Raw genomic sequence first — 23235 nt, 5'->3', positions numbered from 1 at the left:
CGGGGGGGGAAATACGGCAGCCGATCCGGTGAGGATAAGGAAAGGCCCGGGCCGAGGCGGCATTATAAGGCCACCATTTCTTCGCTTTTTCTTTTGGCGGGCAAGATGCGCGCGATGCGCATGAAGGCGCTGGACGAGCCGCCGAGATTTTGCCATTCGGACCCCGGCCAATGCCTGTGCGGGCGTGGTGAAACTGGTAGACGCGCCGGACTCAAAATCCGGTTCCGAAAGGAGTGTCGGTTCGAGCCCGACCGCCCGCACCATCCCGTTTCCGGGGAATATTTCCGGCAAGGCCTTTCCGGGGATCGATAATCGCCATGGCGAGTTTACCGGCTGGCGCCGCCGGGGCGTCCAGCGGGAGGCGGTGGCATGGCGCAATCGATGAAGGCCGCGATTTTCGTCGAACCGGGGCGGATCATCCTCGGCGAGAAGCCGATACCGGATGTGGGGCCGCTGGATGCGCTGATCCGCATCACCACCACCACCATCTGCGGCACCGACATCCATATATTGAAGGGCGAATATAAGGTCGCGCCGGGGCTGACGATCGGCCACGAGCCGGTGGGCATCATCGAGAAGCTGGGATCGGCGGTGCAGGGCTATAGCGAGGGGCAGCGGGTGATCGCGGGCGCCATCACGCCGAGCGGCTATTCCAACGCTTCCTTGTCGGGCTGCGGCGCGCAGTGCGGAGGCCCTGGCGGGCATGGCTGGAAGGCGGCCGGAGGCTGGCGGTTCGGCAACACCATCGACGGCGCGCAGGCGGAATATCTGCTGGTGCCCGATGCGATGGCCAATCTTGCCCCGGTGCCCGACGGGCTGACCGACGAGCAGGTGCTGATGTGCCCGGACATCATGTCCACCGGCTTCAGCGGCGCGGAATCGGGCAAGGTGAAGATCGGCGACATGGTGGCGGTGTTCGCCCAGGGACCGATCGGCCTCTGCGCCACGGCCGGCGCGCGGCTGATGGGGGCGAGCCTGATAATCGCGGTGGAATCGATCCCCGCCCGCGCGGAGATCGCGCGGGCCATGGGGGCGGATCATGTGGTGGATTTCACCAAGGTCGATCCGGTATCCGAGATATTGAAGCTGACCGGCGGGCGCGGCGTGGACGTTTCGATCGAGGCGCTGGGCACGCAGACCACGTTCGAGGCGGGGCTGCGCGTGCTGCGGCCGGGCGGCACGCTATCGTCCCTGGGCGTCTATTCGGAGGATCTGCGCATCCCCGTGGATGCCTTTGCGGCGGGGCTGGGCGACAACAAGATCATCACCACGCTCTGCCCCGGCGGCAAGGAACGGATGCGCCGGCTGATCGACACGATCGGGTCGGGCCGGGTGAACACCGAGCCGCTCGTCACCCACCATTTCTCCCTCGACAATATCGAGACCGCCTACGACCTGTTCGCGCACCAGCGCGACGGCGTGCTGAAGGTCGCGATCAAACCCTGAGAGGGGGGCAGGGCGCCGCCTTATGCCCTGGCGAGGGGAATGACCGCGAGGGTGATGCGCGACAGGCAGACGAGGCGTTCCTCGGCATCGGTGATGCGGATCGTCCAGATCTGGGTGGTGCGGCCGATCGATTCGGCGGTCGCGACCGCATGGACGAAGCCGTCCTTCACCGGGCGGATATGGTTGGCGTTGATTTCCATGCCGACCACGGCGGTGGTGGCGGGATCGACGGTGAGCACGCCCGCGACCGAGCCGAGCGTTTCGGCCAGCGCCACTGATGCGCCGCCGTGCAGCCGGCCATAAGGCTGGCGGGTGCGTTCATCCACCGGCATGCGGGCCTTGATCCAGTTGTCGCCGATATCGGTGAACTCGATGCCGAGATGGCCAGCCATGTTGTTCGTGCCCAAGGCGGTGAGCGCCTGGAGATCGATGCTTTCGTTATGCCAGATTGCCAAGGTGCGTGCCCTTCACAGGTGCGGGATTGGCTGGAGACCAGGATGCGCCGGATCGCGATGAAACGCGGTGGCCTGAGCCGTCATGATCCGGTTCCGGAAAGTTCGGGTCTGGTGGAGCTGAGGGGAATCGAACCCCTGACCTCTGCAGTGCGGTTGTGCCATCTGAGCCTTAAAGATGGCACTTTTCCGCCATTTCTTGATTTTTTGTCAAGGAAAATTTGCCAATTTTTTTATCAAATTGAGCAATTTGCGATACCAGTGCGGCAGTTCTCTCACGTTGGATCCGCGCGTGAAACATGCGGGCTGAAGGCCAGGGCGCTCATGGTCGAAGTTGTCTATGGGCTTTGTATGGAAGCGATGCGGCGCGGCGATCGGAAAACCCTCAAGCTACGAACATTGTCCGACAAGGGCGATCTTCCGCCGCGACCTCAAGCCGCGAATCGGCAGGACGATACCCGGCCAACTTACCGAGAACGAGTGCTGGGACACCGTTTAAGGCCAGGACATTGAAGGTGCGCGTCAACAAGATGGCTGGCGAGCTCAGCTGTTTTCTCCGCTGGTGTTCGGGTCGTGAAGGTCGGATGGCAGGCATCGAGCTCGCCGCCCATCCTGCGCCCACGCTGAACCCCAGCTGGTTTTCGATGGGCTCCAAGACGGACAAGCGCTTCCTGGACAGCGACGAGATCGGATGGCTACTTAAGGCACTCGTCGACGAGAAGCTCCTCTATCGCCGGGGTTTCATCCTGCTGCTGCTGACGGCAGCAGGCAGGGCGCCAATCGCCCAGTTCGGAACCCTGGTCGCGCCTCACGATGGCGGAAAGGCTGCCGCAACTAATTGTCGAGCCTTGTCATAAGGTGGGAAAAAGGCGTCGATCATGTCGTCGGTCCCGCGCATGACGATGCCGCGTCGGTTCGAAAATTCACGAAATCCGTCAATTCCATGATGGCGTCCCATGCCGCTTATGCCGATGCCGCCAAACCCGAGCGACGGGAGCGCGCCTTGAAGGGCGCAGCCATTGACCACGGCGCCGCCGGATATCGTCGTTGCGAGCACATGATCGATCAGGGGCTGGTCTTCCCCGAAAACATAGAGACCCAGCGGCCGTTCGCCCGCATTGATCGTGTCGAGCGCGGCGTCGAGGTCGTCATAAGATATGACCGGCAGGATCGGGCCGAAAATCTCCTCCCGCATGATCCGCAAGTCGGGCGGGGGATCGATAACCAGGACCATGGGCATGCTGCGTTCTGCCCTGTCCGCATGGCCGGTCCCAAGCTGCACGATCCGGCTTCCTCTATCGCGCGCTTCCTGCAACATGGATTCCAGCCGGTCGAAATGCCGTTCGGATATGATGCCGGTGCGGTCGGAGTTCCCGGCCTGTTCCGCCACGCTGGCAGCATAGTGCTCCGCCAGATGAATGAACGTTTCGAGCTCCTTGCCCGGAACCATGCAATAATCGACCGAGATGCACATCTGGCCATTCTTGATGGCCTTGGTTCCGATCACGGCTTCCACATTGCGCGGCGTGATTGATCCCGTGGTCAGCAGCGCGGGGCATTTGCCGCCCAGTTCCAGGGTTACCGGCGTGAGGTTGCGGGCGGCGGCTGCCATGATCTCGCGGCCGACATTGGGGCTGCCTGTATAGAGCAGATGATCCCAGGGCAGGGCGGCAAAGGCGCGCGCCAGCGCTGTTCCGCCGACGGCGACATAAACCAGGGCCGGATCGAATGCCGCCGCTATCATCTCCCGCAGCAGAGCGGCACAGGCGGGCGCATATTCCGAAGGCTTCAATATGACGCGATTGCCTGCGGCCAGCATTTCGATCACCGGCCCGACCCCGATATCGAACGGGAAATTCCACGGGATCATATTGCCGATGATGCCCTTGGGCTGGCTCTGGGCATATGCCGAGGCCGAGCCGAACAGGCCGCTATCCACGTCGCGGGGCGACGGCCGCATCCATTCTTCAAGATGGTCGAGCACATAGCGCGCACGGCCGAGCACGCTCAACACTTCGAGCAGATCCGATGCCGGAGCCGGATGGATGCCGAAATCGGCGTTCATTGCGGCGCTGATCCGCTCGCGATTGGCTGCCATCATAGCCATCAGCGTTTCGATGCGGTTCCGGCGTTCGTCGAGCGATGGGTTCCTGTCGGTCGCGAAGGCCCGGCGCTGGGCTTCGAAAGCAATATGGAGCGCGGCGATTTCCGTCTCATCGTTCGCAGTTGCCGGCGCGAGACCTTCGGTCGTCATTTCCAGGATCGACATTCAGATGATCCTCTTCCTGCTAGCCGATCAGGCCGGCAAGCGCCGCCCGTTCTTCCCGCACCGTTTCGGGATCGGCGGTCGCTTCCAGATCGAATTCCTTCAACCCTTCCGGCACATACCAGTGGACTTTATCGCCGTGATAGGCCGCCCACGCCGCTTCGGCGACCTCCGTGGGCGGCACCAGGCGCCACATTCCCTCAGGGGGGGCCATCGCGCGCAGGGCCGGCGACAGGATCGGCGTGTCGATCAGGCCGGGCAGCAGGTCCGCGGCGCGTATCCCATGGCGCTTCAGCTCCACGGACAGCGCCTCGGTCAGGCCCCGGACGGCATGCTTGGTCGCCGAGTAAACCGAGATCCCCGGAGTCCCCCAGATCGATGATGAGGAGGAGGTTGTGAGGCAGAGCGCGCCGGGTGTCGCCTTCAGCAGCGGCATCGCGGCGCGGATGCCGATCATGACGCCGAGGAAGTTGACGTTGACGACCTTCATGATGTCGTCCCAGTCCATTTCGTCGAGAAACCCTCCGACCGCCGTACCCGCATTGTTGAACATCAGGTCCAGCGTGCCGCCGGTGATCGAGCCGAATTGGTCGAACGCCGCCTCGAAGGCCACCTGATCGGTGACGTCAAGCTCCAGGAGCAGGCCATTGTCCGGCCCGATTTCCGTCTTGAGCGTTTCCAGGCCGGCCACATCGACATCGAATGCGCCGACGAACCAGCCCCTGCTCGCGAACAGCAGCGCCGTCGCGCGGCCCATGCCGGACGCTGCGCCGGTGATGAAGATCGACTTCGCTTTACGGGTTTGCGTCATCATTGGCCCTTCCGGTGCGATCGTGCGTGCTCGCCATTCTGCTCGAGACCTGACAGCAGGCCTTCCTCGCGCCACGACCTGAGCAATTGGATGAAGGCGATGGGGCCTGCGCCATAAGGCGCGCTGCGGGCGGCCGCGTCCGTCATCCGCCCCTCATTGTTATAATAGCCGGGGGTGCAGGCTTCGAGGAACTTTCGGCGTGCCTCGCTCATGGAAAGGATCGTGTCGACCCAGTCCTGTTCGGCCTCGGCCGTCGCCTCCACCGTTTCGATACCGCGATCGAGACAGGTTCCGACGAGATAAGCGAGATGCCGGGCCTGTTCGTCCAGCATATGCGGGAAGTTGGCCGACATGCCCGCCTGCGCGTGGCTGATGACGAAGCAATTGGGAAAGCCGCGGCTATGCAGGCCGTGCAAGGTTGTCATGCCTTCGGCCCATTTATCGCTCAGCGTGACGCCATCCACGCCGCGCACGGCAAATCCCGACCGCCTTGAAAAATCGGTGCCGACTTCGAAGCCGGTCGCGAAGATCAGGCAATCGAGCGGATATTCTCTCCCTGCGGCAACCACGCCTGCCTCGGTAATCCGTTCCACGCCGCGCCCCGCGGTATCGACCAGGGTCACGTTCGGTCGATTGAATATCTGGAGATATTCGTCGTGGAAGCATGGACGCTTGCAGAAGAGGCTGAACCACGGCTTCAGCGCCTCGGCGGTTGCCGGATCGGTGACGATGCTGTCGATCCGCGCGCGGATCTGCGCCATCTTCTCAAGGTCGGCCTGCTCCAGCAGGGCGGCGGCATCGGCCGTGGCGGAGGGATCGGCCGCAAGCTTTTCACGCACGGCCTGCGCCAGCACCGTCCAGCCATCGGCCACCAGATCGGGCTCGGCCAGATTGCCGGCGAGCTGGTGGGTAAAACTCTCGATCCTTTGCTGCTGCCAGCCCGGCTTCAGGCTGGCCACCCATGCCGGATCGGTCGGGGCATTGTTGCGGGCATCGACGGATGATGGCGTGCGCTGGAAAACGTACAGATGCTCGGCCGAATGTGCGAGGGGCGGGATGCACTGCACCCCGGTGGCACCCGTGCCTATGATACCGACGCGCTTGTCATGCAGCCGGTCGAGCGGCGTATCCGCGCTCCCACCGGTATATTCATAATCCCAACGGCTGGTGTGGAAGCTGTGCCCCGTGAAGGTTTCGATGCCCGGAATGGCAGGCAGCTTCGGTTTGTTGAGCGGACCGGTCGTCAGCACGACGAATTGCGCCAGGATGCGATCGCCGCGGTCGGTCGTCACGATCCATCGCGCGGCGGGCCCGTCCCAATCGAGCGCGGTGACCTGCGTCGAGAAGACAGCATCGTCGTAGAGGCGGTAATGTTCGGCAATGCGGCGGCAATGCGCACGGATTTCTGCCGCCTTGGAGTAACGCTCGACGGGCATGTAGCCCGTTTCCTCAAGCAGCGGAAAATAGATGTAGGATTCGACGTCGCAGGCGGCGCCTGGATAACGGTTCCAGTACCAGGTCCCGCCGACATCGCTGGCAGCATCGACGATCCGCACTTTTCGGATGCCCGCAGCACGCATTCGTGCGGCGGTGAGCAGGCCGCCGAAACCACCGCCGACGATCAGGACATCGACGCTATCCCGCAAAGGCGCGCGGCTGTCGGACGCGGCGTGGGGATCGGCCGCCAGGTGGCCAATCGCGCGCCTTTGCCTCCGGCCGCCGAACTGCAATGGTGGTATCAATTCTATTTCGCCACCGAGCGCGGCCGGCTCGGCTATGAAGCGAACCGGAATGATTTCGCCAAGCTCATCTGGAAGATTGCGTCGCCGAAGTGGAGCTTTGATGATGCCACGTTCGAGCGATCCGCTCAGGCATTTGCGAACCCTGACCATGTGGCTATCGTCATCCATAACTATCGCTGGCGGCTAGGCTTGGCGACGGGAGAGCCCGTTTATGATGCGCTCGAAGCCCGGCTCGCCGCAGCCCCGGCGATTTCCGTGCCGACGATCACGCTCGAGGGCGACGCGAACGGCGCACCTCATCCGGACCCCACCGCTTATCGAAACAAGTTCACCGGCCGATACGAACACCGGCTGATACCGGGCGGCATCGGCCACAATCTGCCCCAGGAAGCGCCGCGGGCGTTCGCGCTTGCCGTCATCGATGTTGATCGGCTCTGAGGACAGGACGGAGACAACCGATGAGGACGGTTCACATCCTGCCGCTCGTGGGAGCGCTGTTCATCCCCCTGACCATGGCATCACGCGCGCAAGGGGAGGGCGACGCGAGATCCGTTTCGCCGATTTACGGCGTTTCGCTCCCCGAGGGGTATCGCCAATGGGAATTGATCGCGCCCGCCCTGGAAGGGGAGCCGCTGAATGAGCTTCGCGCCATCGTCGGGAACAGGACGGCGATCGACGCCTATCGCAGCGGCACCCTGCCGTTCCCGGATGGGACAGTTCTGGTCAAACTTGCCTGGAAGCGCACGCCCTCTCAGGAATTCGAGCCGGCCGCCATTCCAGGCTCCGCCACGACCGTGCAGGTCATGGTCAAGGATTCCAGGCGGTACGCAGCAACCGGGGGCTGGGGCTTTGGCCGGTTCATCGGCGGGAAGCCGGTGGACGAAGTTCAGCATCGAACCTGCTTCGCTTGTCACGAAGCCCGCGTGAAGGGACATGACTTCGTGTTCACGAGGTTTGCCCCCTGACCAGTGTCTTTGTCACTGTGCGGACTAACCTACTGTAAGATCGGGCGCGGGGGCCGTTATCACATAAGCGAACGGCCGCTTCCAGTCCTGGCGAAGGGGAGGCAAACGGCCAAAATGGGCGCATTCTTGCCGGGCCGCTCGATGGGGAACGAATGACCGATTCTGGTGCGAGCAGACACTCTTGGCGAGACTGCATTCGCCGCCGCGAAGGTTTGCTGTTCCTATCTTATCGCCCGAAGGCGGCGGTGCCTGAGACTTGCCGTCAGTTCCGATCAGCCGTCGCGGGAGCAGTCAATTCAGATTGGCTGAATCAGCGGCCGGGTCCTTTTGCCGCCGCATCTTTCGCCACCCCGCAAGCAATTTAATAGGTCCTGAACCTAGGCTACAATAGCCTTGGGAGTTGGTTCTCGCGGCATTGAGCTATACGCCTGCTGCCGACGGCTGCCCTGGGTGTTCTGAATGTTCATACGCCAGCTCAACTATCTGATCGCCCTGGACAAGCATCGGCATTTCGGCCGCGCAGCGGAAAGCTGCCATGTCTCGCAGCCGGCCTTGTCGAACGGGATCAGGGAACTGGAACGCGAGCTAGGCATCACGATCATCAAGCGCAACCGCACCTTCGAGGGGATAACGCCAGAAGGCGAGCGCGTTATCCTGTGGGTCCGTCAAATGCTGGCCTCGCTGGAGGGATTGAGGCAGGAAGCCGATCTGGTGCGAAGCGTGCCACAAGGGCATCTGTCGATTGGTGGTATTCCGACCGCAATTCATGCCGCCACGCTGCTGAGCGCGGAATATCGGGAAATCCTCCCGCAGCTCACCCTTAAGGTTATGTCGCTCAGCACGCCGGAGATTCTCCAGCGGCTGAAGTCTCAGGACCTCCACCTGGGGATGCTTTACGACCGATCGTTGGCTGGCGACGGCTATGACGTGATGCCGCTATTCTCGGAGCGCTACGTCCTCGTCGCCAGCGAACAGACCTCGCTGCCGCACGAATTGAGCTGGGCCGACGTCGCCGACCTGCCGCTCTGCCTGCTGAGCCGTGACATGCAGAACCGGCAGATGCTGGAAGAGATTTTCAAGGACGTGGGCGCGATGCCGAAGGTTGTGCTGGAGACGAACGCGATCCGCGCTCTGCTCGTCGAATGCCGGAGCGGGCGAGCGTTCAGCGTCATGCCGCTCAGCGTCTTGTCGACCCATGCCGAAGGCGGCGGGCTTCGGATTCACCACATCACGCCTGGACATACCGAGGATGTTTGCCTCGTCCGCCTGCGCCGCGAGAACCAGCCCGTGCTGTCGCAGGCGGCGTGGCGGATCGCGGGCAATCTCGACCTGGAGGCAATGCTCAACGGAGCCTTGGCCGATCCGGCTTGATAATCTCCGGTTATCACGAGGTTTGGGCAAACGATTGGACCCTCCGGGGGCTCGGGTCCAGCTTTCCTTGACGGCGGCGCGAGCAAATCGCCGGGCCAGCCATTCAAGGAGGCATTCCAATGGCCAGGGTTCTCTGTGTTCTCTATCCCGACCCGGTCGATGGCTACCCGCCGAAATATGCGCGGGACGACATCCCCACCATCACCGGCTACGCCAACGGCCAGACCGCGCCGACGCCGAAGGGGCCGCTCGGGTTCAAGCCCGGCGACCTGGTCGGCTGCGTCTCGGGCGAACTGGGCCTGCGCGCGTATCTGGAAAAGAACGGCCATGAGCTGATCGTCACCAGCGACAAGGACGGTCCGGATTCAGAGTTCGAGAAGCATCTTCCCGACGCCGAGATCGTGATTTCCCAGCCCTTCTGGCCCGCCTATCTGACCGCCGAGCGGATCGCCAAGGCGAAGAAGCTGAAGCTGGTCGTCACGGCCGGCATCGGCTCCGACCACACCGATCTGGAGGCGGCGGCGCGGGCGCACATAACCGTCGCCGAAGTCACCGGGTCCAACAGCATCAGCGTCGCCGAGCATGTGGTGATGATGATCCTGTCGCTGGTTCGGAACTATCTGCCATCGCACAAGATCGCCGTCGAAGGCGGCTGGAACATCGCCGATTGCGTGGAGCGCAGCTATGACGTCGAGGGGATGCACTTCGGCACGATCGCGGCGGGCCGGATCGGCCTTGCCGTGCTGCGCCGGCTCAAGCCCTTCGGGCTTCATCTCCATTACACCGATCCGCATCGTCTTGCTCCCGAGGTCGAAAAGGAGCTGGACCTGACCTTCCATCCGGATGCGGAGTCGCTGGTGAAGGCGGTCGATATCGTCAACCTCCAGATGCCGCTCTATCCCTCGACCGAGCATTTCTTCAACGAAGCGATGTTGGCGAAGATGAAGCGCGGTGCCTACCTCATCAACACCGCGCGCGGAAAGCTGGTCGAGCGCGACGCCATCGTGCGGGCGCTCGAATCGGGCCATCTCGCCGGGTATGCGGGAGACGTCTGGTTCCCGCAGCCGGCCCCGGCTGATCATCCCTGGCGAACGATGCCGTGGAACGGCATGACGCCGCACATCTCGGGCACATCGCTTTCAGCGCAGGCGCGCTATGCGGCCGGCACGCTGGAAATCCTGGAGAGCTGGTTCGACGGCACGCCGATCCGCGACGAATATCTGATCGTAGATAGCGGGGTGCTCGCCGGCACCGGAGCCACATCCTACAAGCTGACTTAAGGATAGCCTTGGACATGAGTCGGCGCGCCCTCCTTCGGGCGACCGGCCATGTCTCGTCTGCCGTGCCATACGGATGGTCGTTGATCCGGCTGCCAAGGAGTCGAGCGTGCCCTCTACTGTCTCTCAAGATGTTACCGCCCGTTCCCAGGCTGTTGATGCGCGGCTCACCCGCGCCGCCATCTTTCTGGTCGTCACCATGGGTGCGGGGGACAAGCCAGAGGCTGCGGTGCGTGGCCTTTGCGCCATTCTATCGTCGCTGGTGCGCGGCGTTGGGTTCCGGGCGGCGGACGGCGGGCTCTCCTGCATCATGGGCATCGGCTCCGAGGCATGGGACCGGCTGTTCGGAGCCCCAAGGCCCAGGGAACTGCATCCTTTCCGCGAAATCCGCGGCGTGCATCATGCGCCGTCCACCCCAGGCGACCTGCTGTTCCACATCCGCGCCGCGCGCATGGACCTGTGCTTCGAGATGGCGGCGCAGATCATGAAGCGGCTTGCCGGCCTCGCGTCGGTGACGGACGAAGTGCATGGCTTCCGCTATTTCGACGATCGCGACCTGCTGGGATTTGTCGACGGGACGGAGAATCCCGTCGAGCAGGCGGCGATCGACGCCACCGTCATTGGCCTGGAGGATGATCCGATCTTCGCCGGCGGCAGCTATGTGATCGTCCAGAAATACCTTCACGACATCGCCAAGTGGAACGCGATTCCCGTCGAGCAGCAGGAGAAGATCGTCGGGCGCGAGAAGCTGTCGGACGTCGAGCTGGACGAGGCGGCCAAGCCGAGCTTTGCGCACAACGTGCTGACGAACATCGAAGAGAATGGCGAGCAGCTGCAGATCCTGCGCGACAATATGCCGTTCGGCGATGTCGGCAAGGGCGAGTTCGGGACATATTTCATCGGTTATGCCCGCTCGCCTGCGCGGATCGAGCGGATGCTCGACAATATGTTCATCGGCCTGCCGCCGGGCAATTACGATCGCCTGCTCGACGTCAGCCGGGCGGTGACCGGCTCGCTCTATTTCGTGCCGTCGGCCGACTTTCTGGACGCGGTAACGCCAGAACCGCCCATGGCCGACGGCAACGATAGCGGTGGCGATGAGACGATACCCGAAGCGCCCGCGCCGCCGGCGCCCGAGCCAGCATCGAACGGATCGCTCCGCATTGGATCACTCAAAGACGAGGCAGGACATGAATAACCTCCATCGCGAACTCGCCCCGATCTCCGACCCCGCCTGGGAGCAAATCGACCAGGAGGCCACCCGTACCCTCAAGCGCTATCTTGCAGCGCGCCGGGTCGTGGACGTGCCGGATCCGAAGGGGACCACGCTCGCTGCCATAAGCACGGGCCATACCAAAGCGATCGAGGCGCCGGCCGATGGTGTCGAGGCAGTGCGGCGCACCGCCAATGCCGTCGTTGAGCTGCGCGTGCCGTTTACGCTCACCCGCGCGGCGATCGACGACGTGGAGCGCGGTTCCGAGGATTCCGACTGGGCACCGCTGAAGGAAGCCGCGCGCAAGATCGCTTATGCCGAAAATCGTGCGGTTTTCGACGGCTATGCCGGCGCGGATATCGGCGGCATCCGTCCGGGCGCCAGCAACGAGGCGGTGACGCTTCCCCCGGACGTCTCGGGCTATCCCGCCGTCGTTGCCCAGGCGGTCGACCGGCTGCGCCTCGCCGGCGTGGAAGGGCCCTATCGGCTCGTGCTGGGCGACGACCCGTTCACCGCGGTCAGCGGCGGCAGCGAGGAAGGCTACCCGGTGCTGCAGCATATCCGGCGCCTCGTGGAGGGAGAGATCGTCTGGGCGCCCGGCATCGCGGGCGGCCTGGTACTGACCACGCGGGGCGGAGATTTCGAGCTGGACCTTGGGCAGGATCTGTCCATCGGCTATCTCAGCCATACGGACAAGATGGTCGAGCTATATCTGCAGGAGAGCTTCACCTTCCGGCTGCTGACCACCGAAGCCGCCGTGGCGCTCGAGGTTTCGCAACGCGAATAACTGCCGGCCCGCTGACTTAGGGGGAGGCGGCGACGGCCTTGTAGTTGACGATGATCAGTAGGTCGAAATCCGATCGATAGCCCTTCGCAATATACGGTTCATCGACCCAGCCCCTGCATGGCTGCCATAAAGGATGATCTTGGGGACACGGGCGAGCTTACGCTCGCCAGCATGGCGACATCGTTGCCCCCCTTCAAACAGGATTGCGATCGCGCGTTCCAGTTCGCGCTGCTTCGCTGCCGGACGGTGATCGAGGTCGGTTCGCACGCCTAATCTGCTTCGCGCCATTGTAGCGGGAAGCCAAAAGGCGTTTGCGATACCAGTGCGATACCAGAAGCTCGTTTTGGATGTGATTTTGGGCCTGCTTAAGGGCCTCGGTGGATCACTTTTTCAAAGTGATATCAGCGTCTTCGGGTCTGGTGGAGCTGAGGGGAATCGAACCCCTGACCTCTGCAGTGCGATTGCAGCGCTCTCCCATCTGAGCTACAGCCCCTCGCCCGAGGCGGTCCCTTTAGCGGCAGCTTTCCGGGGATGCAACGCCCATCGCGTCGAATTTTTCAAAGATTTCTTTCATTCCGCGGATGCCCTGGCGAACGGCCCACGGCGGGGCCGCGCGCGGATCAGTCCAGCAGGGCGGAAACCAGCGCCTTCACCTTCTTCTGCCGCCATTGCGGGAGCGGCGCGAGCAGCCAGTAGGACGGGCCTTCGGGCAGGTTGGCATAGGATTTCACGCGGCCGGTGGCGATGTCCGCCTCCGCCAGCAAGGCGGGCACGCAGGCCCGGCCGAAGCCCGACGCGGCGGCATCGATGGCGAGGCCGGCATCCGCCACGGTGAGCGGGGCGGTGGCCACGTCGCTGGCCGGGCAGCCGGGCCAGCCGATCAGCGCCTCGTTGCCGCCGTCCACGCCGACGGTGACGAAGCCGGGCGCGGGGAGGGGGGCGCCCTCGTGCTCGCCGGCATTGCCGACGAAGCGAATCGCCAGATCGAGATTGGCCTGGGTGAAATCCAGCTCCTCGTCCGCCGCGATCAGCACGAAGCGCAGTTCGGGATCGGTGCGGCCGTACGCGGCGAGGCGCGCGCTCAGCCATTTGGCGGTGAGATCGCGCGGGGCGGCGATCGTCAGCGTCTTGGAGGATTGGCCCGCCTGCATGGCGCGCACCGCCTCCTCGAACTGGAGGAAGCCCGCACGCAGCGCATCGAGGCCGGCGGCGCCTTCCGGCGTCAGTTCCAGCCCCTTGGCGGTGCGGCGGAACAGCACCACGCCCAGCGTATCTTCCAGCGCGCGGATCTGCTGGCCCACGGCCGCCGGCGTCACCGCCAGTTCGTCCGCCGCGCGGGTGAAGGAAAGGTGGCGGGCGGCCGCATCCAGCACGCGCAGGCCGTTCAGGGGAAGGTGGGTCCGCTTCATCCCGTCACCGCCGGGCCGATGAGCTGGAAGCGGGGAATACGCACGTCGAAGCTTGATCCATCCTCGCCCACCATATGATAGCTGCCCTCCATGGTCCCCGTCGGCGTGTGGAGCGGGCAGCCCGATACATAATCATAGCTGCATCCGGGCTCGATCACCGGCTGCTCGCCCACCACGCCTTCGCCCTGCACCTCATGCCTGCCGCCGCGCCCGTCCGATATCGTCCAGTGGCGGTGGAGGAGCTGGACGGCGAAAGGTCCGTCATTCTCGATGCGGATATGATAGGTCCAGAACCAGCGGCCCTTGGACGGTTCCGACTGCTCCGGCAGGAAGCTGACGGAGACGCGGACCATCACGTCCCGCGTTGCCGCGCTATAGGGAAAGAGCGCGGCGAACGGCATCAGAGGCCCACCGCCTTGAGTGCGCGATCGAAATCCTCGATCACGTCCTCGGGATCTTCCAGCCCCACATTCAGGCGGAGCATGCCTTCCTCCACGCCCATTTCCGCGCGGACGGCCTCCGAAAGGCCGCTGTGGGTGGTGGAGGCCGGATGCGTCATCAGCGAGCGCGAATCGCCGATATTGTTGGAGATATCGACCAGCTCCAGCGCATCGAGCAGCCCGTGCGCCTGCGCGCGTCCGCCATCGAGGTAGAGCGACAATATCGTGCCGCCGGCCGACATCTGCTTCATCGCAAGATCGTGCTGCGGATGGCTGGCAAGCCCCGGATAGAGCAAGCGGGGCACACGCTTTTCGAGGAATTGGGCGACCTTCAGCGCATTCTCGCTCTGGCGGCGGATGCGGAGGTCGAGCGTTTCCAGGCCCTTCAGCACCACCCAGGCGTTGAAGGCCGAAAGGGTGGGGCCGGTGTTGCGGGTGAAGGAAAGCAGGGTGTTCTCGATGAAATCGGCCGTGCCGCAGACCGCGCCGGCGAGCACCCGGCCCTGGCCGTCCATCATCTTGGTGGCGGAATAAGCGACCACGTCCGCGCCATAATCCATCGGCCGCTGGAGGAGCGGCGTGGCGAAGGCGTTGTCCACCACGGTGAGGATGCCGGCGTCCTTGGCGATGCGGCACACGGCTTCCAGATCGACCACGTCCAGCGTGGGATTGGCCGGCGTCTCGAAGAAGAAGAGCCTGGTGTTCGGCAGGATGGCGGCGCGCCAGGCATCGTTGTCCCGCGCGTCGATGATCGTCGCGGTGATGCCGAAGCGGGGCAGCAGCGTATCGGTAAGCCAACGGCAGGAGCCGAAGGCGGCGCGGCCGGCGACGATATGGTCGCCCTGGCTAAGCTGGCAGAGCAGGGCCGCCGTCATCGCGGCCATGCCGCTCGCCATCGTCCGGCAGGCTTCCGCGCCTTCCAGCAGAGCGATGCGCTGTTCCAGCATCTCCACCGTCGGGTTCTGCAGGCGCGAATAGGTCATGCCCTGCTGATCGCCGGCGAAGCGGGCGGCGGCATCGCCCGCGCAATCATAAGCGTAGCCCGACGTGAGGAACAAAGCCTCGCTCGTCTCGCCATAATTGGAGCGCGCCGTGCCGCCGCGAACGGCCTGGGTGGCGGGGCGCCAGCGCGAGGTGATGGAACGATCCTGTCCGGTGAGCTTCTTCATGGGGATCGCTTTGCAGCGGCGGGGCAAGCCGCGTCAATCCGCCAGCGCGCCCTTGCGTATGCCAAGGGGCCGAATATGGTGCCGCCCGACCAGAGGAGATGGATGAAATGGCTGCAATTCGGGATATTCCGCTGAAGGCGATCGACGGCGGCGATGCGACGCTGGGCGATCATGCCGGCAAGGTGCTGCTGGCGGTGAACGTGGCCTCGCAATGCGGGCTGACGCCGCAATATGCCGCGCTGGAGGCGGTGTTCGAGAAATATGGCGACCGGGGCTTCGCGGTGCTGGGCTTTCCGGCAAACGATTTCGGCGCGCAGGAGCCGGGGACGGACGACGAGATCGCGTCCTTCTGCGAGACCAATTTCGGCGTGACCTTCCCGATGTTCTCCAAGATCGCGGTGAACGGCGCCGATCGCCATCCGCTTTACGCCGCGCTGATCGCGGCGAAGCCCGAGGCCCAGGGCGGCGACGGGATGGAGGCGAAGCTGGAAGGTTACGGCTTCAAGCGCGCCAACCCCAGCGACATCCTGTGGAATTTCGAGAAGTTCCTGATCGGCCGCGACGGCAATGTCGTGGCGCGCTTCGCGCCGGACGTGGCGCCCGACAGCCCCGAGATCGTCGAGGCGGTCGAGCGCGAACTGGCGAAGTAGGGGGCGGGCGCCCGATTCGGCGCGCGCCTCAGAGCGCCGCGAGCACCGCATCCCCCATTTCGGCGGTGGACATCCTGCCGCCGAGATCGGGGGAGCGGGCGCCGGCCGCGAGCGCGGCGGCGACGGCGGCCTCGATCCGGTCGGCCTCCGCCGCCTTGCCGAGCGAATAGCGCAGCATCATCGCCGCCGAAAGGATGGTGGCGAGCGGATTGGCCTTGCCCTGGCCGGCGATATCGGGCGCGGAGCCGTGGATCGGCTCGTAAAGGCCCTGGCTGCGGCTGTTGAGCGTGGCGGAGGGCAGCATGCCGATCGAGCCCGCGCACATCGATGCCTGATCGGACAGGATGTCGCCGAACAGGTTGCCGGTGACGATCACGTCGAACTGGCCCGGATCGCGCACCAGCTGCATGGCGGCATTGTCCACATACATGTGGTTGAGCGTGACATCGGGATAGTCGCGCGAAACCTCGATCACGACATCGCGCCAGAGCTGCGAGGTCTCGAGCACGTTCGCCTTGTCGATCGAGCAGAGGCGGCCCCGGCGCGCGCGCGCGGTTTCGAAGCCGACGCGGGCGATGCGGGCGACTTCCGCCTCGTTATAGGACATGATGTCATAGCCTTCGCGCAGGCCATCGGCGGTGGTGCGCATGCCCTTTTCGCCGAAATAGACGTCGCCGTTGGTTTCGCGGACGATGACGAGATCGATGCGTGCCGCCACTTCCGGCCGGAGCGCCGAGGCATCGGCCAGTTCCGGGAACAGCCGGGCGGGGCGGAGATTGGCGAACAGGCCCAGTTCCTTGCGCAGGCCGAGGATCGCCTGTTCGGGGCGGAGATGGCGTTCCAGCGCATCGCAATCGGGATCGCCGACCGCGCCGAACAGGATGGCGTCCGCGCGGCGGGCGAGATCGAGCGTCTCGGGGGGGAGGGGGTGGCCCACCGCCTTGTAGGCCGCGCCGCCGACGAGGCCGCGTTCGAAGGAAAGGGCATCGCCCGTCACGGCATCGAGCACGCGGACGGCCTGTTCGATGACTTCCGGGCCGATACCGTCGCCGGGCAGCAAAGCGATGAGCATGAACCAATCCCCTAAATGTCAGTCGGGGGAGCCCATGCCGTCTGCGGGGCCGTTACGGAAGCCCGAATATCGGAAAATTCAGCCGGCGACCCGATCGAGCAGGTCGGCCGGATCGAGATCCAGCCGGCGGATGCGTTCGGCGATGCGGGGCCATTCCTCGCTGAGGAAGGTTTCGCGTTCGGCCTTGAGCAGGCGGCGCGTGGCGCCTTCCGCCACGAACATGCCCACCCCACGCCGGACGGTGACGAGCCCGTCTTCCTGGAAGCTCTGATACGCCTTCGCCACGGTGAGCGGGTTGGCGCCATGTTCGGCCGCGAAGGCGCGCACCGAGGGCAGCGGATCGCCATCGGCATAGGTGCCGTCGAGGATGGCGGCCGCGATATGATCGCGCAGGCGGAGATAGACGGGACGGGCTTCCTGAGTCATCGGCGTAATGCTGTAATAATACAGCACGGCGCGTCAAGCGAAGTCTGGTTCCCACGACGAAACGACCGCTTCATAGGCCGGACGGGGCCGTTCCTCGAGCGGGCGGGAAGGCGATCCAAGGAAGATGAAGCCGGCGATGCGTTCGTCCGCGCCGCCGAAGGCGTTGCGCACCATATCCGAATAAGCGGGCCAGCCGGTCAGCCACCCGCCGACGAAGCCCAGCGCATGGGCGGCGGTGAGCAGGTTCATGCAGGCGGCGCCGGCCGACAATTCCTGTTCCCAGAGCGGGATGTGGCTGGCGTGCGCGGGCCTGGCCATCGCGACCACCAGCGCAGGCGCCTGATGGGCGAACTGATCGATCGATTCCAGTTCCAGCCGGCCGGCATCGGGCTTGCCCTCCAGATAGGCGCGGCGGAGCAGCGCGTGGAAGGCATCGCGCTTTTCCGCCGGGACGACCACGAAGCGCCAGGGCGCGAGCTTGCCGTGATCGGGCGTTCGCGTGGCGATCGCCAATATCTGGCGAAGCTCGCCGGCATCGGGGCCGGGCGCGACCATGTCGCGCGGCTTGCCGGAGCGGCGGGAGGCGAGAAGCGCGATGGCGGAGGAGCGATCGTTGAACATGGCGCGATGGGTATCAGCGCCGACGCCGCGCAACAATCTTCTTCACACGGGAAATATCGGCGCTAGTCTGCCGGCCAATCCGGCCGGGGCTCGGCACCCGGCATATCATATCGAAAGTGATCCTGATGGTCCAACCCGCAGCCGATGCGAGCCCGGAAACCGGCGCCGCATCCGCCCGACGAACCGATGGCCCCACATGGTTCGGCCACCCGCGCCAGCTCGCGCGGCTCTTCACCACCGAGATGTGGGAGCGATTCGGCTTCTACGGCATGCGGGCGCTGCTGACGCTCTACCTCGCCGAACATTTCCTGTTCAACGACAGCACGACTACCGGCCTTTATGGCGGGTTCACCGCCCTGGTCTATCTGACCCCGCTGGTGGGCGGCCTGATCGCCGACCGTTATCTGGGATCGAAGCGATCGGTGAAGTTCGGCGCGATCCTGATGGCGCTCGGCTATTTCACGCTCTGCTTCGGCGGCGAAACCGCCAAGCCCTATGCGGTGATCGACGGGCAGCGTTACGAGGTGCAGGTCGACAAATCGACCGCCGCCAAGCAGCAATATGTGATCGACGGCGACACGCGCCTGGCGATCAAGGGCAATGAGGACGGCACGGTATCGCTGCTCGCGGCCGACGGATCGGTCGCCCGCACGGTGCAGAAGGGCGGCTTCGAGGCCGGCGGCGACCGCAGCACCTTCTTCACCATGGTGATGCTGATCGCGCTCAGCATGATCACGGTGGGCAACGGCTTCTTCAAGCCGAACATCTCCACCATCGTCGGCACGCTCTACGAACCCGGCGACCGCCGCCGCGACGCCGGCTTCACCATATTCTACATGGGCATCAACCTGGGATCGCTCTTCTCGCAGCTCCTCTGCCCGTGGCTTTCGGTGGCGGTCGGCTGGTGGGCGGGCTTCGGCCTCGCGGCGCTGGGCATGCTCTTCTCCTGGTCGCTGATCCAGTTCGACGGCGGCAAGCTGGACGGTTATGGCGAGCCGCCGGTGCGGACCGGCCCGGACCGTTCCTGGCTGATCTACATCCTGTCGATCGTCGCGATCCCGCTCGTCTGGTTCCTGTTCGTGAACCTGATGAACTCGCCCGCGCCCAAGTCCGGCGAGGGCATGCTGGGCTATCTGCTGGCGCTGCCGCTGATGGGCAAGCTGCTGTTCGGAACCTTCCTCGTCGCCGTGCCGGTGATCCTGGCATGGTCCTACAAGGTCGGCAGCAAGGTGGAATTCCAGATGATGCTCGCGGCCTGCGTGCTCATCATCTTCAACGTCGTGTTCTGGACGCTGTTCGAACAGGCGGGTTCCTCGCTCACGCTCTTCGCCAACCGCAACACCAATCTTTCGGTGTTCGGCCTGTTCGAGATGACGGCGGGGCAGACCCAGTTCTTCAACGCCTTCTTCATCGTCGCGCTGGCGCCCTTCTTCTCGATCATGTGGACGGCGCTCGCCAAGCGCGGGCTGGAGCCTTCGATCCCGGTGAAGTTCGGCGTGGCGCTGGCCGGCGTGGGGCTGGGTTTCCTCGCGCTCGTCTGGGGATCGCATTATGCGGGCGCGGACTTCAAGGTCGGGCTCTGGTGGCTGGCGCTGCTCTACCTGATCCACTCGATGGCGGAACTGTGCATCTCGCCGGTGGGGCTGAGCATGATCACCAAGCTTTCGATCGCCCGCATCGTCGGCCTGATGATGGGGCTGTGGTTCCTTTCCATCTCCGTCGCGCAATATGTGGCCGGCATGGTCGCCCAGGTCGCCAGCGTCGAGACGGTGGGCGGGCAGGTGACCAACCTGAAGGTCAGCCTGGATACTTATGTGAACGTGTTCTGGACGATCGGCGTGGTCTCGATCGGGATCGGCGTCGTGCTGGTCCTCATCTCTCCCCTCATCAAGAAGTGGATGCACGGTGTTCAATAGGAAATTCGCCATCGCGTTGATGGCGGGAATTGCGGTGGCCGCCGGATCGGCCGCCGAGGGCAAGCGGAAGCCGGCATCGCAGGATGCGCCGCGGGCGATGCCTTCCAGCGATCCCTTCCCATCGACCTACCATGCCTATCCCGGCGTGCCGACGCTGGTGACGAACGTCACCATCTATGACGGCGAGGGCGGCCGGATCGAGAACGGACAGGTGCTGTTCGCCGACGGCAAGGTGGTGGCCATCGGCCAGACGGTGGATGCGCCGCAGGGTGCCACCGTGATCGACGGCACAGGCAAGTGGGTGACGCCGGGCGTGATCGACGTCCACAGCCATCTGGGCGATTATCCGAGCCCGGCGGTGCAGGCGCATTCCGACGGCAATGAGGTGACTTCGCCGGTGACGCCGCAGGTGTGGGCGGAACATAGCGTGTGGCCGCAGGACCCGGGCTTCAGCCGGGCGCTCACCAATGGCGGCGTCACCACGCTGCAGATCCTGCCCGGATCGGCCAACCTGTTCGGCGGCCGATCGGTGACGCTGAAGAACGTCTATGCCCGCACCATGCAGGGCATGAAGTTCCCCGGCGCGCCTTACGGCCTGAAGATGGCCTGCGGCGAGAACCCCAAGCGCGTCTATGGCGGCCGCAGCCAGGCGCCGGGCACGCGGATGGGCAATATCGCGGTCGACCGCCAGACCTGGGCGAAGGCCGAGGAATATCGCCGCAAGTGGGACAAATATGAAAAGGACGGCGGCGAGCCGCCCGCCCGCGATCTGGGGCTGGACACGCTGGCCGATGTGCTGCGCGGCAAGATACTGGTCCACAACCACTGCTATCGCGCGGACGAGATGGCCAACGTGATCGATATGTCGAAGGAATTCGGCTATAAGGTCACGGCGTTCCACCATGCCGTGGAAGCCTACAAGATCGCCGATCTGCTGAAGGCCAACGGCATCTGCGCGGCGATGTGGGCCGATTGGTGGGGCTTCAAGATGGAAGCCTATGACGCGGTGAAGGAGAATTTGCCGCTCGTCCACAATGCGGGCGCCTGCGCGATCGTCCATTCCGACGACGAGAACGGCATCCAGCGGCTGAACCAGGAAACCGCCAAGGCGCTGGCCGCCGGCCGCCGCATGGGCATCGACATTCCCGACGAGGTGGCCTGGACCTGGCTTGCCATCAACGCCGCCAAGGCGCTGGGTATCGACGACCGGACGGGCAGCCTGAAGCCGGGCAAGATGGCCGACGTGGTGTTGTGGAACGGCAATCCGCTGAGCGTCTACACCCGGCCCGAAAAGGTCTGGATCGACGGGGCGCTGATGTATGACGCGCTGGATCCGAAGCGCCGGCCTGTATCCGATTTCGAGCTGGGCCAGCCCGGCGAAGGAGATGTGAAGTGAAGGCGGTCCTGCTCGCCGCGGCGGCGCTGATCGCCGCTCCGTTCGCCCCCGCCATGGCCGAGACCGTGGCGATCACCAATGCCAGGCTCGCCATCGGCGACGGTTCCGGCCCCGTGGACGGCGGCACCGTGGTGATGCGCGACGGCCGCATCGCCGCCGCCGGCCGTGGCGTGGCCGTGCCCGCCGGCGCGCGCGTGATCGACGCCGAGGGCAAATGGGTGACGCCGGGCCTCGTCGCCGGGTTCAGCCGGCTCGGCATCGTCGAGGTGGATGGCGTGCGCCAGACCAACGACGCATCCGCCGGCAAGTCGCCGTTCAACGCCGCGCTGGACGTGGCGCCGGCCGTGAACCCGCGCACCAGCGCGATCACGCTCAATCGGGCCGAAGGCGTGACCCGCGCGGTGGTGGCGCCGGAAAGCGACGGATCGATCTTCGCCGGCCAGGGCGCGGTGATCGATCTGGGCGCGGATATGAGCCCCATCACCAAGGCCAGGGCGTTCCAGTTCGTCGAGTTCGGCGAGGAAGGCGCATCGCAGGCGGGCGGCAGCCGGCCGGCGACCTATGCCGCCTTCCGCAACGCGCTGGCCGAGGCGCGGGATCAGGCCGCCGGCAGGCGCGGCGACGATGCGCTGCTGACCCGGCCGGACGCGGCTGCACTGGTGCCCGTGGTCAACGGGCAGGTGCCGCTTCTCGCCCATGTCGAGCGGGGCAGCGACATATTGCAGGCGCTGGAGCTGAAGAAGGAATTCCCGACGCTCAAGCTGGTGCTGGTCGGCGCGACCGAGGCGTGGACGGTGGCGGCGCAGGTGAAGGCGGCGGGCGTGCCGGTCATCGCCTCGGCGCTGGCGGACTTGCCGGCTTCGTTCGAATCGCTGGCGGCCACCCAGTCCAACATCGGGCGGCTGCGCAACGCCGGCGTCACCGTCGGCATCGGCATGATCAACGACAATGACGCCCGCCAGGCCCGGCAGGTGAAGCAATATGCCGGCAATCTGGTGGCGCTGGGCAAGATACCGGGGGCGGCCGGGCTCGATTGGGGCGCGGCGCTTGCCACCATCACCTCGCTGCCGGCCGAGGCGATCGGCATGGGCGGCGAGATCGGATCGCTGCGCCCCGGCCGGCGCGCCGACGTGGTGATCTGGGACGGCGATCCGCTGGAGCTTTCCACGGCCGTCCTTTCGGTATGGATCGACGGCGTGGAGCAGCCGCTCCGCACCCGACAGGACAAGCTGCGCGACCGTTATCGCACGGCGAACGACGGGGCGCTGCCCAAGGCCTACGAACGCTGACCAGGGCCGGCCGGCGGCGCGGGGGTGCCGCCGGCCGAAGCTGGCCAGCGCGGCGCTTGCCGCAAATCGATCCAGGCATCATCCGATATGGATCAAAGGATCGTCATTTAACGGACGTATTGCTGATTTAAGCGATCCTTAACGCTGGCAGTCCATCTTAAGTTCTGTTAGCCAAAGGCCTGGTTAAGACGAGGGGGTTTACTATGCCGACAGCTTTGGATTCATCTGCCGCACGCTATGCGATCCGGGTCACGGACCCGTCCAATCCGAACGTGACCATCGGTTACGTGTTCGCGGCTGAGGAATCGTTCGTCGCGGCGCCGGGGGGCGACCAGATCGCGCAGGATGCGATCGCCGAACTGGAAGCGACCTTCACCACCGGCCCGACCCTTACCGCGGTGCGCCTGCCCGCCGGCAGCCACGAAACGCTGCGCGGCCTGGCGGACCCGGGCAGCGCGGGTGGCGGCAACCACAACTGATCCGGTGCGGCGGGTCCGCACCGTTCCCGCCCAGCATT

General features: G+C 64.9%; 24 protein-coding genes, 2 tRNA genes and 1 pseudogene. 15 read left to right on the top strand and 12 right to left on the bottom strand.

Annotated features, from left to right (window positions below; genetic code table 11):
• Positions 1-178 precede the first annotated feature (178 nt).
• A tRNA-Leu gene (locus G432_RS02325) sits at positions 179-263 on the top strand.
• Positions 264-381: 118 nt separating this feature from the next.
• Positions 382-1446, top strand: coding sequence for an NAD(P)-dependent alcohol dehydrogenase (locus tag G432_RS02320; protein WP_236626835.1), 1065 nt, complete (start codon positions 382-384; stop codon positions 1444-1446).
• 20 nt (positions 1447-1466) lie between these two features.
• Here the strand turns inward: G432_RS02320 and G432_RS02315 are convergent, their stop codons facing one another.
• Complete coding sequence (locus G432_RS02315) at positions 1467-1901, bottom strand: hotdog fold thioesterase (protein ID WP_015457203.1); 435 nt, start codon at positions 1899-1901, stop codon at positions 1467-1469.
• Between the two features lie 42 nt (positions 1902-1943).
• On the opposite strand from G432_RS02315, the gene G432_RS23095 reads away from it, so the two are divergent.
• Together G432_RS23095 and G432_RS23090 are read left to right on the top strand one after the other, a co-directional pair.
• Positions 1944-2411, top strand: coding sequence for a hypothetical protein (locus tag G432_RS23095; RefSeq protein ID WP_144061976.1), 468 nt, complete (start codon positions 1944-1946; stop codon positions 2409-2411).
• Between the two features lie 2 nt (positions 2412-2413).
• Complete coding sequence (locus G432_RS23090; RefSeq protein ID WP_236626834.1) at positions 2414-2755, top strand: hypothetical protein; 342 nt, start codon at positions 2414-2416, stop codon at positions 2753-2755.
• Here G432_RS23090 and G432_RS02310 read toward each other — a convergent pair.
• The 3 genes from G432_RS02310 to G432_RS02300 are packed head-to-tail and all read right to left on the bottom strand — an operon-like array spanning position 2707 to position 6867.
• The gene (locus G432_RS02310) at positions 2707-4167 is read right to left on the bottom strand and encodes an aldehyde dehydrogenase family protein (protein ID WP_015457201.1); all 1461 of its coding nucleotides are present in this window, start codon (positions 4165-4167) and stop codon (positions 2707-2709) included. The genes G432_RS23090 and G432_RS02310 overlap by 49 nt on opposite strands.
• A gap of 19 nt (positions 4168-4186) precedes the next feature.
• Positions 4187-4978: an SDR family oxidoreductase gene (locus G432_RS02305; protein ID WP_236626833.1), complete on the bottom strand. Its 792-nt coding sequence runs from the start codon at positions 4976-4978 to the stop codon at positions 4187-4189.
• A complete protein-coding gene (locus G432_RS02300) occupies positions 4975-6867 on the bottom strand; it encodes a flavin-containing monooxygenase (protein ID WP_084673614.1) in 1893 nt (630 codons plus the stop codon). The genes G432_RS02305 and G432_RS02300 overlap by 4 nt, the downstream gene beginning before the upstream one ends.
• Here G432_RS02300 and G432_RS22260 point away from each other — a divergent pair, their 5' ends adjacent.
• From G432_RS22260 to G432_RS02270, 6 genes are all read left to right on the top strand, one after another.
• Entirely contained in the window at positions 6868-7155 is a 288-nt protein-coding gene (locus G432_RS22260) for a hypothetical protein (protein ID WP_084673613.1), read from the top strand. It begins immediately after the preceding gene.
• 20 nt (positions 7156-7175) lie between these two features.
• Positions 7176-7682 carry a cytochrome P460 family protein gene (locus G432_RS02290; RefSeq protein ID WP_015457197.1) on the top strand — a complete coding sequence of 169 codons (507 nt, stop codon included), beginning with the start codon at positions 7176-7178 and terminating at the stop codon, positions 7680-7682.
• 459 nt (positions 7683-8141) lie between these two features.
• On the top strand, positions 8142-9053 hold the full coding sequence (locus G432_RS02285; RefSeq protein ID WP_015457196.1) for a LysR family transcriptional regulator: 912 nt from the start codon (positions 8142-8144) through the stop codon (positions 9051-9053).
• Positions 9054-9172: 119 nt separating this feature from the next.
• The gene (locus G432_RS02280) at positions 9173-10333 is read left to right on the top strand and encodes an NAD-dependent formate dehydrogenase (RefSeq protein ID WP_015457195.1); all 1161 of its coding nucleotides are present in this window, start codon (positions 9173-9175) and stop codon (positions 10331-10333) included.
• A gap of 106 nt (positions 10334-10439) precedes the next feature.
• The gene (locus G432_RS02275; RefSeq protein WP_015457194.1) at positions 10440-11528 is read left to right on the top strand and encodes a Dyp-type peroxidase; all 1089 of its coding nucleotides are present in this window, start codon (positions 10440-10442) and stop codon (positions 11526-11528) included.
• On the top strand, positions 11521-12330 hold the full coding sequence (locus tag G432_RS02270) for a family 1 encapsulin nanocompartment shell protein (RefSeq protein WP_015457193.1): 810 nt from the start codon (positions 11521-11523) through the stop codon (positions 12328-12330). The genes G432_RS02275 and G432_RS02270 overlap by 8 nt, the downstream gene beginning before the upstream one ends.
• Before the next feature lie 37 nt (positions 12331-12367).
• Here G432_RS02270 and G432_RS23085 read toward each other — a convergent pair.
• The 5 genes and pseudogenes from G432_RS23085 to G432_RS02250 all read right to left on the bottom strand — a co-directional run.
• Positions 12368-12597, bottom strand: a pseudogene (locus tag G432_RS23085) (nucleotidyltransferase); the annotation flags it as partial.
• Between the two features lie 150 nt (positions 12598-12747).
• Positions 12748-12823: transfer RNA gene (locus G432_RS02265), tRNA-Ala, on the bottom strand.
• A 127-nt stretch (positions 12824-12950) separates the two neighbouring features.
• On the bottom strand, positions 12951-13739 hold the full coding sequence (locus tag G432_RS02260) for a LysR family transcriptional regulator (protein WP_015457192.1): 789 nt from the start codon (positions 13737-13739) through the stop codon (positions 12951-12953).
• Positions 13736-14140: a Co2+/Mg2+ efflux protein ApaG gene (gene apaG / locus G432_RS02255; protein ID WP_015457191.1), complete on the bottom strand. Its 405-nt coding sequence runs from the start codon at positions 14138-14140 to the stop codon at positions 13736-13738. Before apaG ends, G432_RS02260 begins: the two co-directional genes overlap by 4 nt.
• Positions 14140-15348 (bottom strand): trans-sulfuration enzyme family protein, encoded by a 1209-nt coding sequence (locus tag G432_RS02250; RefSeq protein WP_015457190.1) that lies wholly within the window; start codon positions 15346-15348, stop codon positions 14140-14142. Before G432_RS02250 ends, apaG begins: the two co-directional genes overlap by 1 nt.
• Positions 15349-15455: 107 nt before the next feature.
• Here G432_RS02250 and G432_RS02245 point away from each other — a divergent pair, with 107 nt between their 5' ends.
• Positions 15456-15998 carry a glutathione peroxidase gene (locus G432_RS02245; protein WP_015457189.1) on the top strand — a complete coding sequence of 181 codons (543 nt, stop codon included), beginning with the start codon at positions 15456-15458 and terminating at the stop codon, positions 15996-15998.
• A 28-nt stretch (positions 15999-16026) separates the two neighbouring features.
• Here the strand turns inward: G432_RS02245 and leuB are convergent, their stop codons facing one another.
• The 3 genes from leuB to G432_RS02230 all read right to left on the bottom strand — a co-directional run bounded on the left by leuB (position 16027) and on the right by G432_RS02230 (position 18117).
• Positions 16027-17070, bottom strand: a complete 1044-nt coding sequence (gene leuB / locus G432_RS02240; RefSeq protein ID WP_015457188.1) for a 3-isopropylmalate dehydrogenase — start codon at positions 17068-17070, stop codon at positions 16027-16029.
• 78 nt (positions 17071-17148) lie between these two features.
• The gene (locus G432_RS02235) at positions 17149-17496 is read right to left on the bottom strand and encodes a GntR family transcriptional regulator (RefSeq protein ID WP_015457187.1); all 348 of its coding nucleotides are present in this window, start codon (positions 17494-17496) and stop codon (positions 17149-17151) included.
• A 33-nt stretch (positions 17497-17529) separates the two neighbouring features.
• Positions 17530-18117 carry a nitroreductase family protein gene (locus G432_RS02230; protein ID WP_041864761.1) on the bottom strand — a complete coding sequence of 196 codons (588 nt, stop codon included), beginning with the start codon at positions 18115-18117 and terminating at the stop codon, positions 17530-17532.
• A 125-nt stretch (positions 18118-18242) separates the two neighbouring features.
• Here G432_RS02230 and G432_RS02225 point away from each other — a divergent pair, with 125 nt between their 5' ends.
• The 4 genes from G432_RS02225 (at position 18243) to G432_RS02210 (ending at position 23197) form a co-directional block, all read left to right on the top strand.
• Positions 18243-20033, top strand: coding sequence for a peptide MFS transporter (locus G432_RS02225; RefSeq protein WP_015457185.1), 1791 nt, complete (start codon positions 18243-18245; stop codon positions 20031-20033).
• Between the two features lie 19 nt (positions 20034-20052).
• Positions 20053-21429, top strand: coding sequence for an amidohydrolase (locus G432_RS02220; protein ID WP_041864760.1), 1377 nt, complete (start codon positions 20053-20055; stop codon positions 21427-21429).
• On the top strand, positions 21426-22718 hold the full coding sequence (locus G432_RS02215; protein ID WP_015457183.1) for an amidohydrolase family protein: 1293 nt from the start codon (positions 21426-21428) through the stop codon (positions 22716-22718). Before G432_RS02220 ends, G432_RS02215 begins: the two co-directional genes overlap by 4 nt.
• Before the next feature lie 203 nt (positions 22719-22921).
• Positions 22922-23197, top strand: a complete 276-nt coding sequence (locus G432_RS02210; protein WP_015457182.1) for a hypothetical protein — start codon at positions 22922-22924, stop codon at positions 23195-23197.
• Positions 23198-23235: the final 38 nt, after the last annotated feature.

It is taken from the genome of Sphingomonas sp. MM-1, from assembly GCF_000347675.2.
Lineage (GTDB): Bacteria > Pseudomonadota > Alphaproteobacteria > Sphingomonadales > Sphingomonadaceae > Sphingomonas_E > Sphingomonas_E fennica.
This window is presented reverse-complemented; position numbering and strand designations above follow the sequence as displayed.

What these genes read in the sequence shown, in the direction of transcription:
- G432_RS02300 (WP_084673614.1), bottom strand. Translation starts at nt 6,867, where the DNA reads ATGGTCAGGGTTCGCAAATGCCTGAGCGGATCGCTCGAACGTGGCATC.
- G432_RS02280 (WP_015457195.1), top strand. Translation starts at nt 9,173, where the DNA reads ATGGCCAGGGTTCTCTGTGTTCTCTATCCCGACCCGGTCGATGGCTAC.
- leuB (WP_015457188.1), bottom strand. Translation starts at nt 17,070, where the DNA reads ATGCTCATCGCTTTGCTGCCCGGCGACGGTATCGGCCCGGAAGTCATC.
- G432_RS02285 (WP_015457196.1), top strand. Translation starts at nt 8,142, where the DNA reads ATGTTCATACGCCAGCTCAACTATCTGATCGCCCTGGACAAGCATCGG.
- G432_RS02230 (WP_041864761.1), bottom strand. Translation starts at nt 18,117, where the DNA reads ATGTTCAACGATCGCTCCTCCGCCATCGCGCTTCTCGCCTCCCGCCGC.
- G432_RS02305 (WP_236626833.1), bottom strand. Translation starts at nt 4,978, where the DNA reads ATGATGACGCAAACCCGTAAAGCGAAGTCGATCTTCATCACCGGCGCA.
- G432_RS02290 (WP_015457197.1), top strand. Translation starts at nt 7,176, where the DNA reads ATGAGGACGGTTCACATCCTGCCGCTCGTGGGAGCGCTGTTCATCCCC.
- G432_RS02260 (WP_015457192.1), bottom strand. Translation starts at nt 13,739, where the DNA reads ATGAAGCGGACCCACCTTCCCCTGAACGGCCTGCGCGTGCTGGATGCG.
- G432_RS02310 (WP_015457201.1), bottom strand. Translation starts at nt 4,167, where the DNA reads ATGTCGATCCTGGAAATGACGACCGAAGGTCTCGCGCCGGCAACTGCG.
- G432_RS02210 (WP_015457182.1), top strand. Translation starts at nt 22,922, where the DNA reads ATGCCGACAGCTTTGGATTCATCTGCCGCACGCTATGCGATCCGGGTC.
- G432_RS23095 (WP_144061976.1), top strand. Translation starts at nt 1,944, where the DNA reads ATGCGCCGGATCGCGATGAAACGCGGTGGCCTGAGCCGTCATGATCCG.
- G432_RS02220 (WP_041864760.1), top strand. Translation starts at nt 20,053, where the DNA reads ATGGCGGGAATTGCGGTGGCCGCCGGATCGGCCGCCGAGGGCAAGCGG.
- G432_RS02245 (WP_015457189.1), top strand. Translation starts at nt 15,456, where the DNA reads ATGGCTGCAATTCGGGATATTCCGCTGAAGGCGATCGACGGCGGCGAT.
- G432_RS02250 (WP_015457190.1), bottom strand. Translation starts at nt 15,348, where the DNA reads ATGAAGAAGCTCACCGGACAGGATCGTTCCATCACCTCGCGCTGGCGC.
- G432_RS02235 (WP_015457187.1), bottom strand. Translation starts at nt 17,496, where the DNA reads ATGACTCAGGAAGCCCGTCCCGTCTATCTCCGCCTGCGCGATCATATC.
- G432_RS02270 (WP_015457193.1), top strand. Translation starts at nt 11,521, where the DNA reads ATGAATAACCTCCATCGCGAACTCGCCCCGATCTCCGACCCCGCCTGG.
- apaG (WP_015457191.1), bottom strand. Translation starts at nt 14,140, where the DNA reads ATGCCGTTCGCCGCGCTCTTTCCCTATAGCGCGGCAACGCGGGACGTG.
- G432_RS02320 (WP_236626835.1), top strand. Translation starts at nt 382, where the DNA reads ATGAAGGCCGCGATTTTCGTCGAACCGGGGCGGATCATCCTCGGCGAG.
- G432_RS02225 (WP_015457185.1), top strand. Translation starts at nt 18,243, where the DNA reads ATGGTCCAACCCGCAGCCGATGCGAGCCCGGAAACCGGCGCCGCATCC.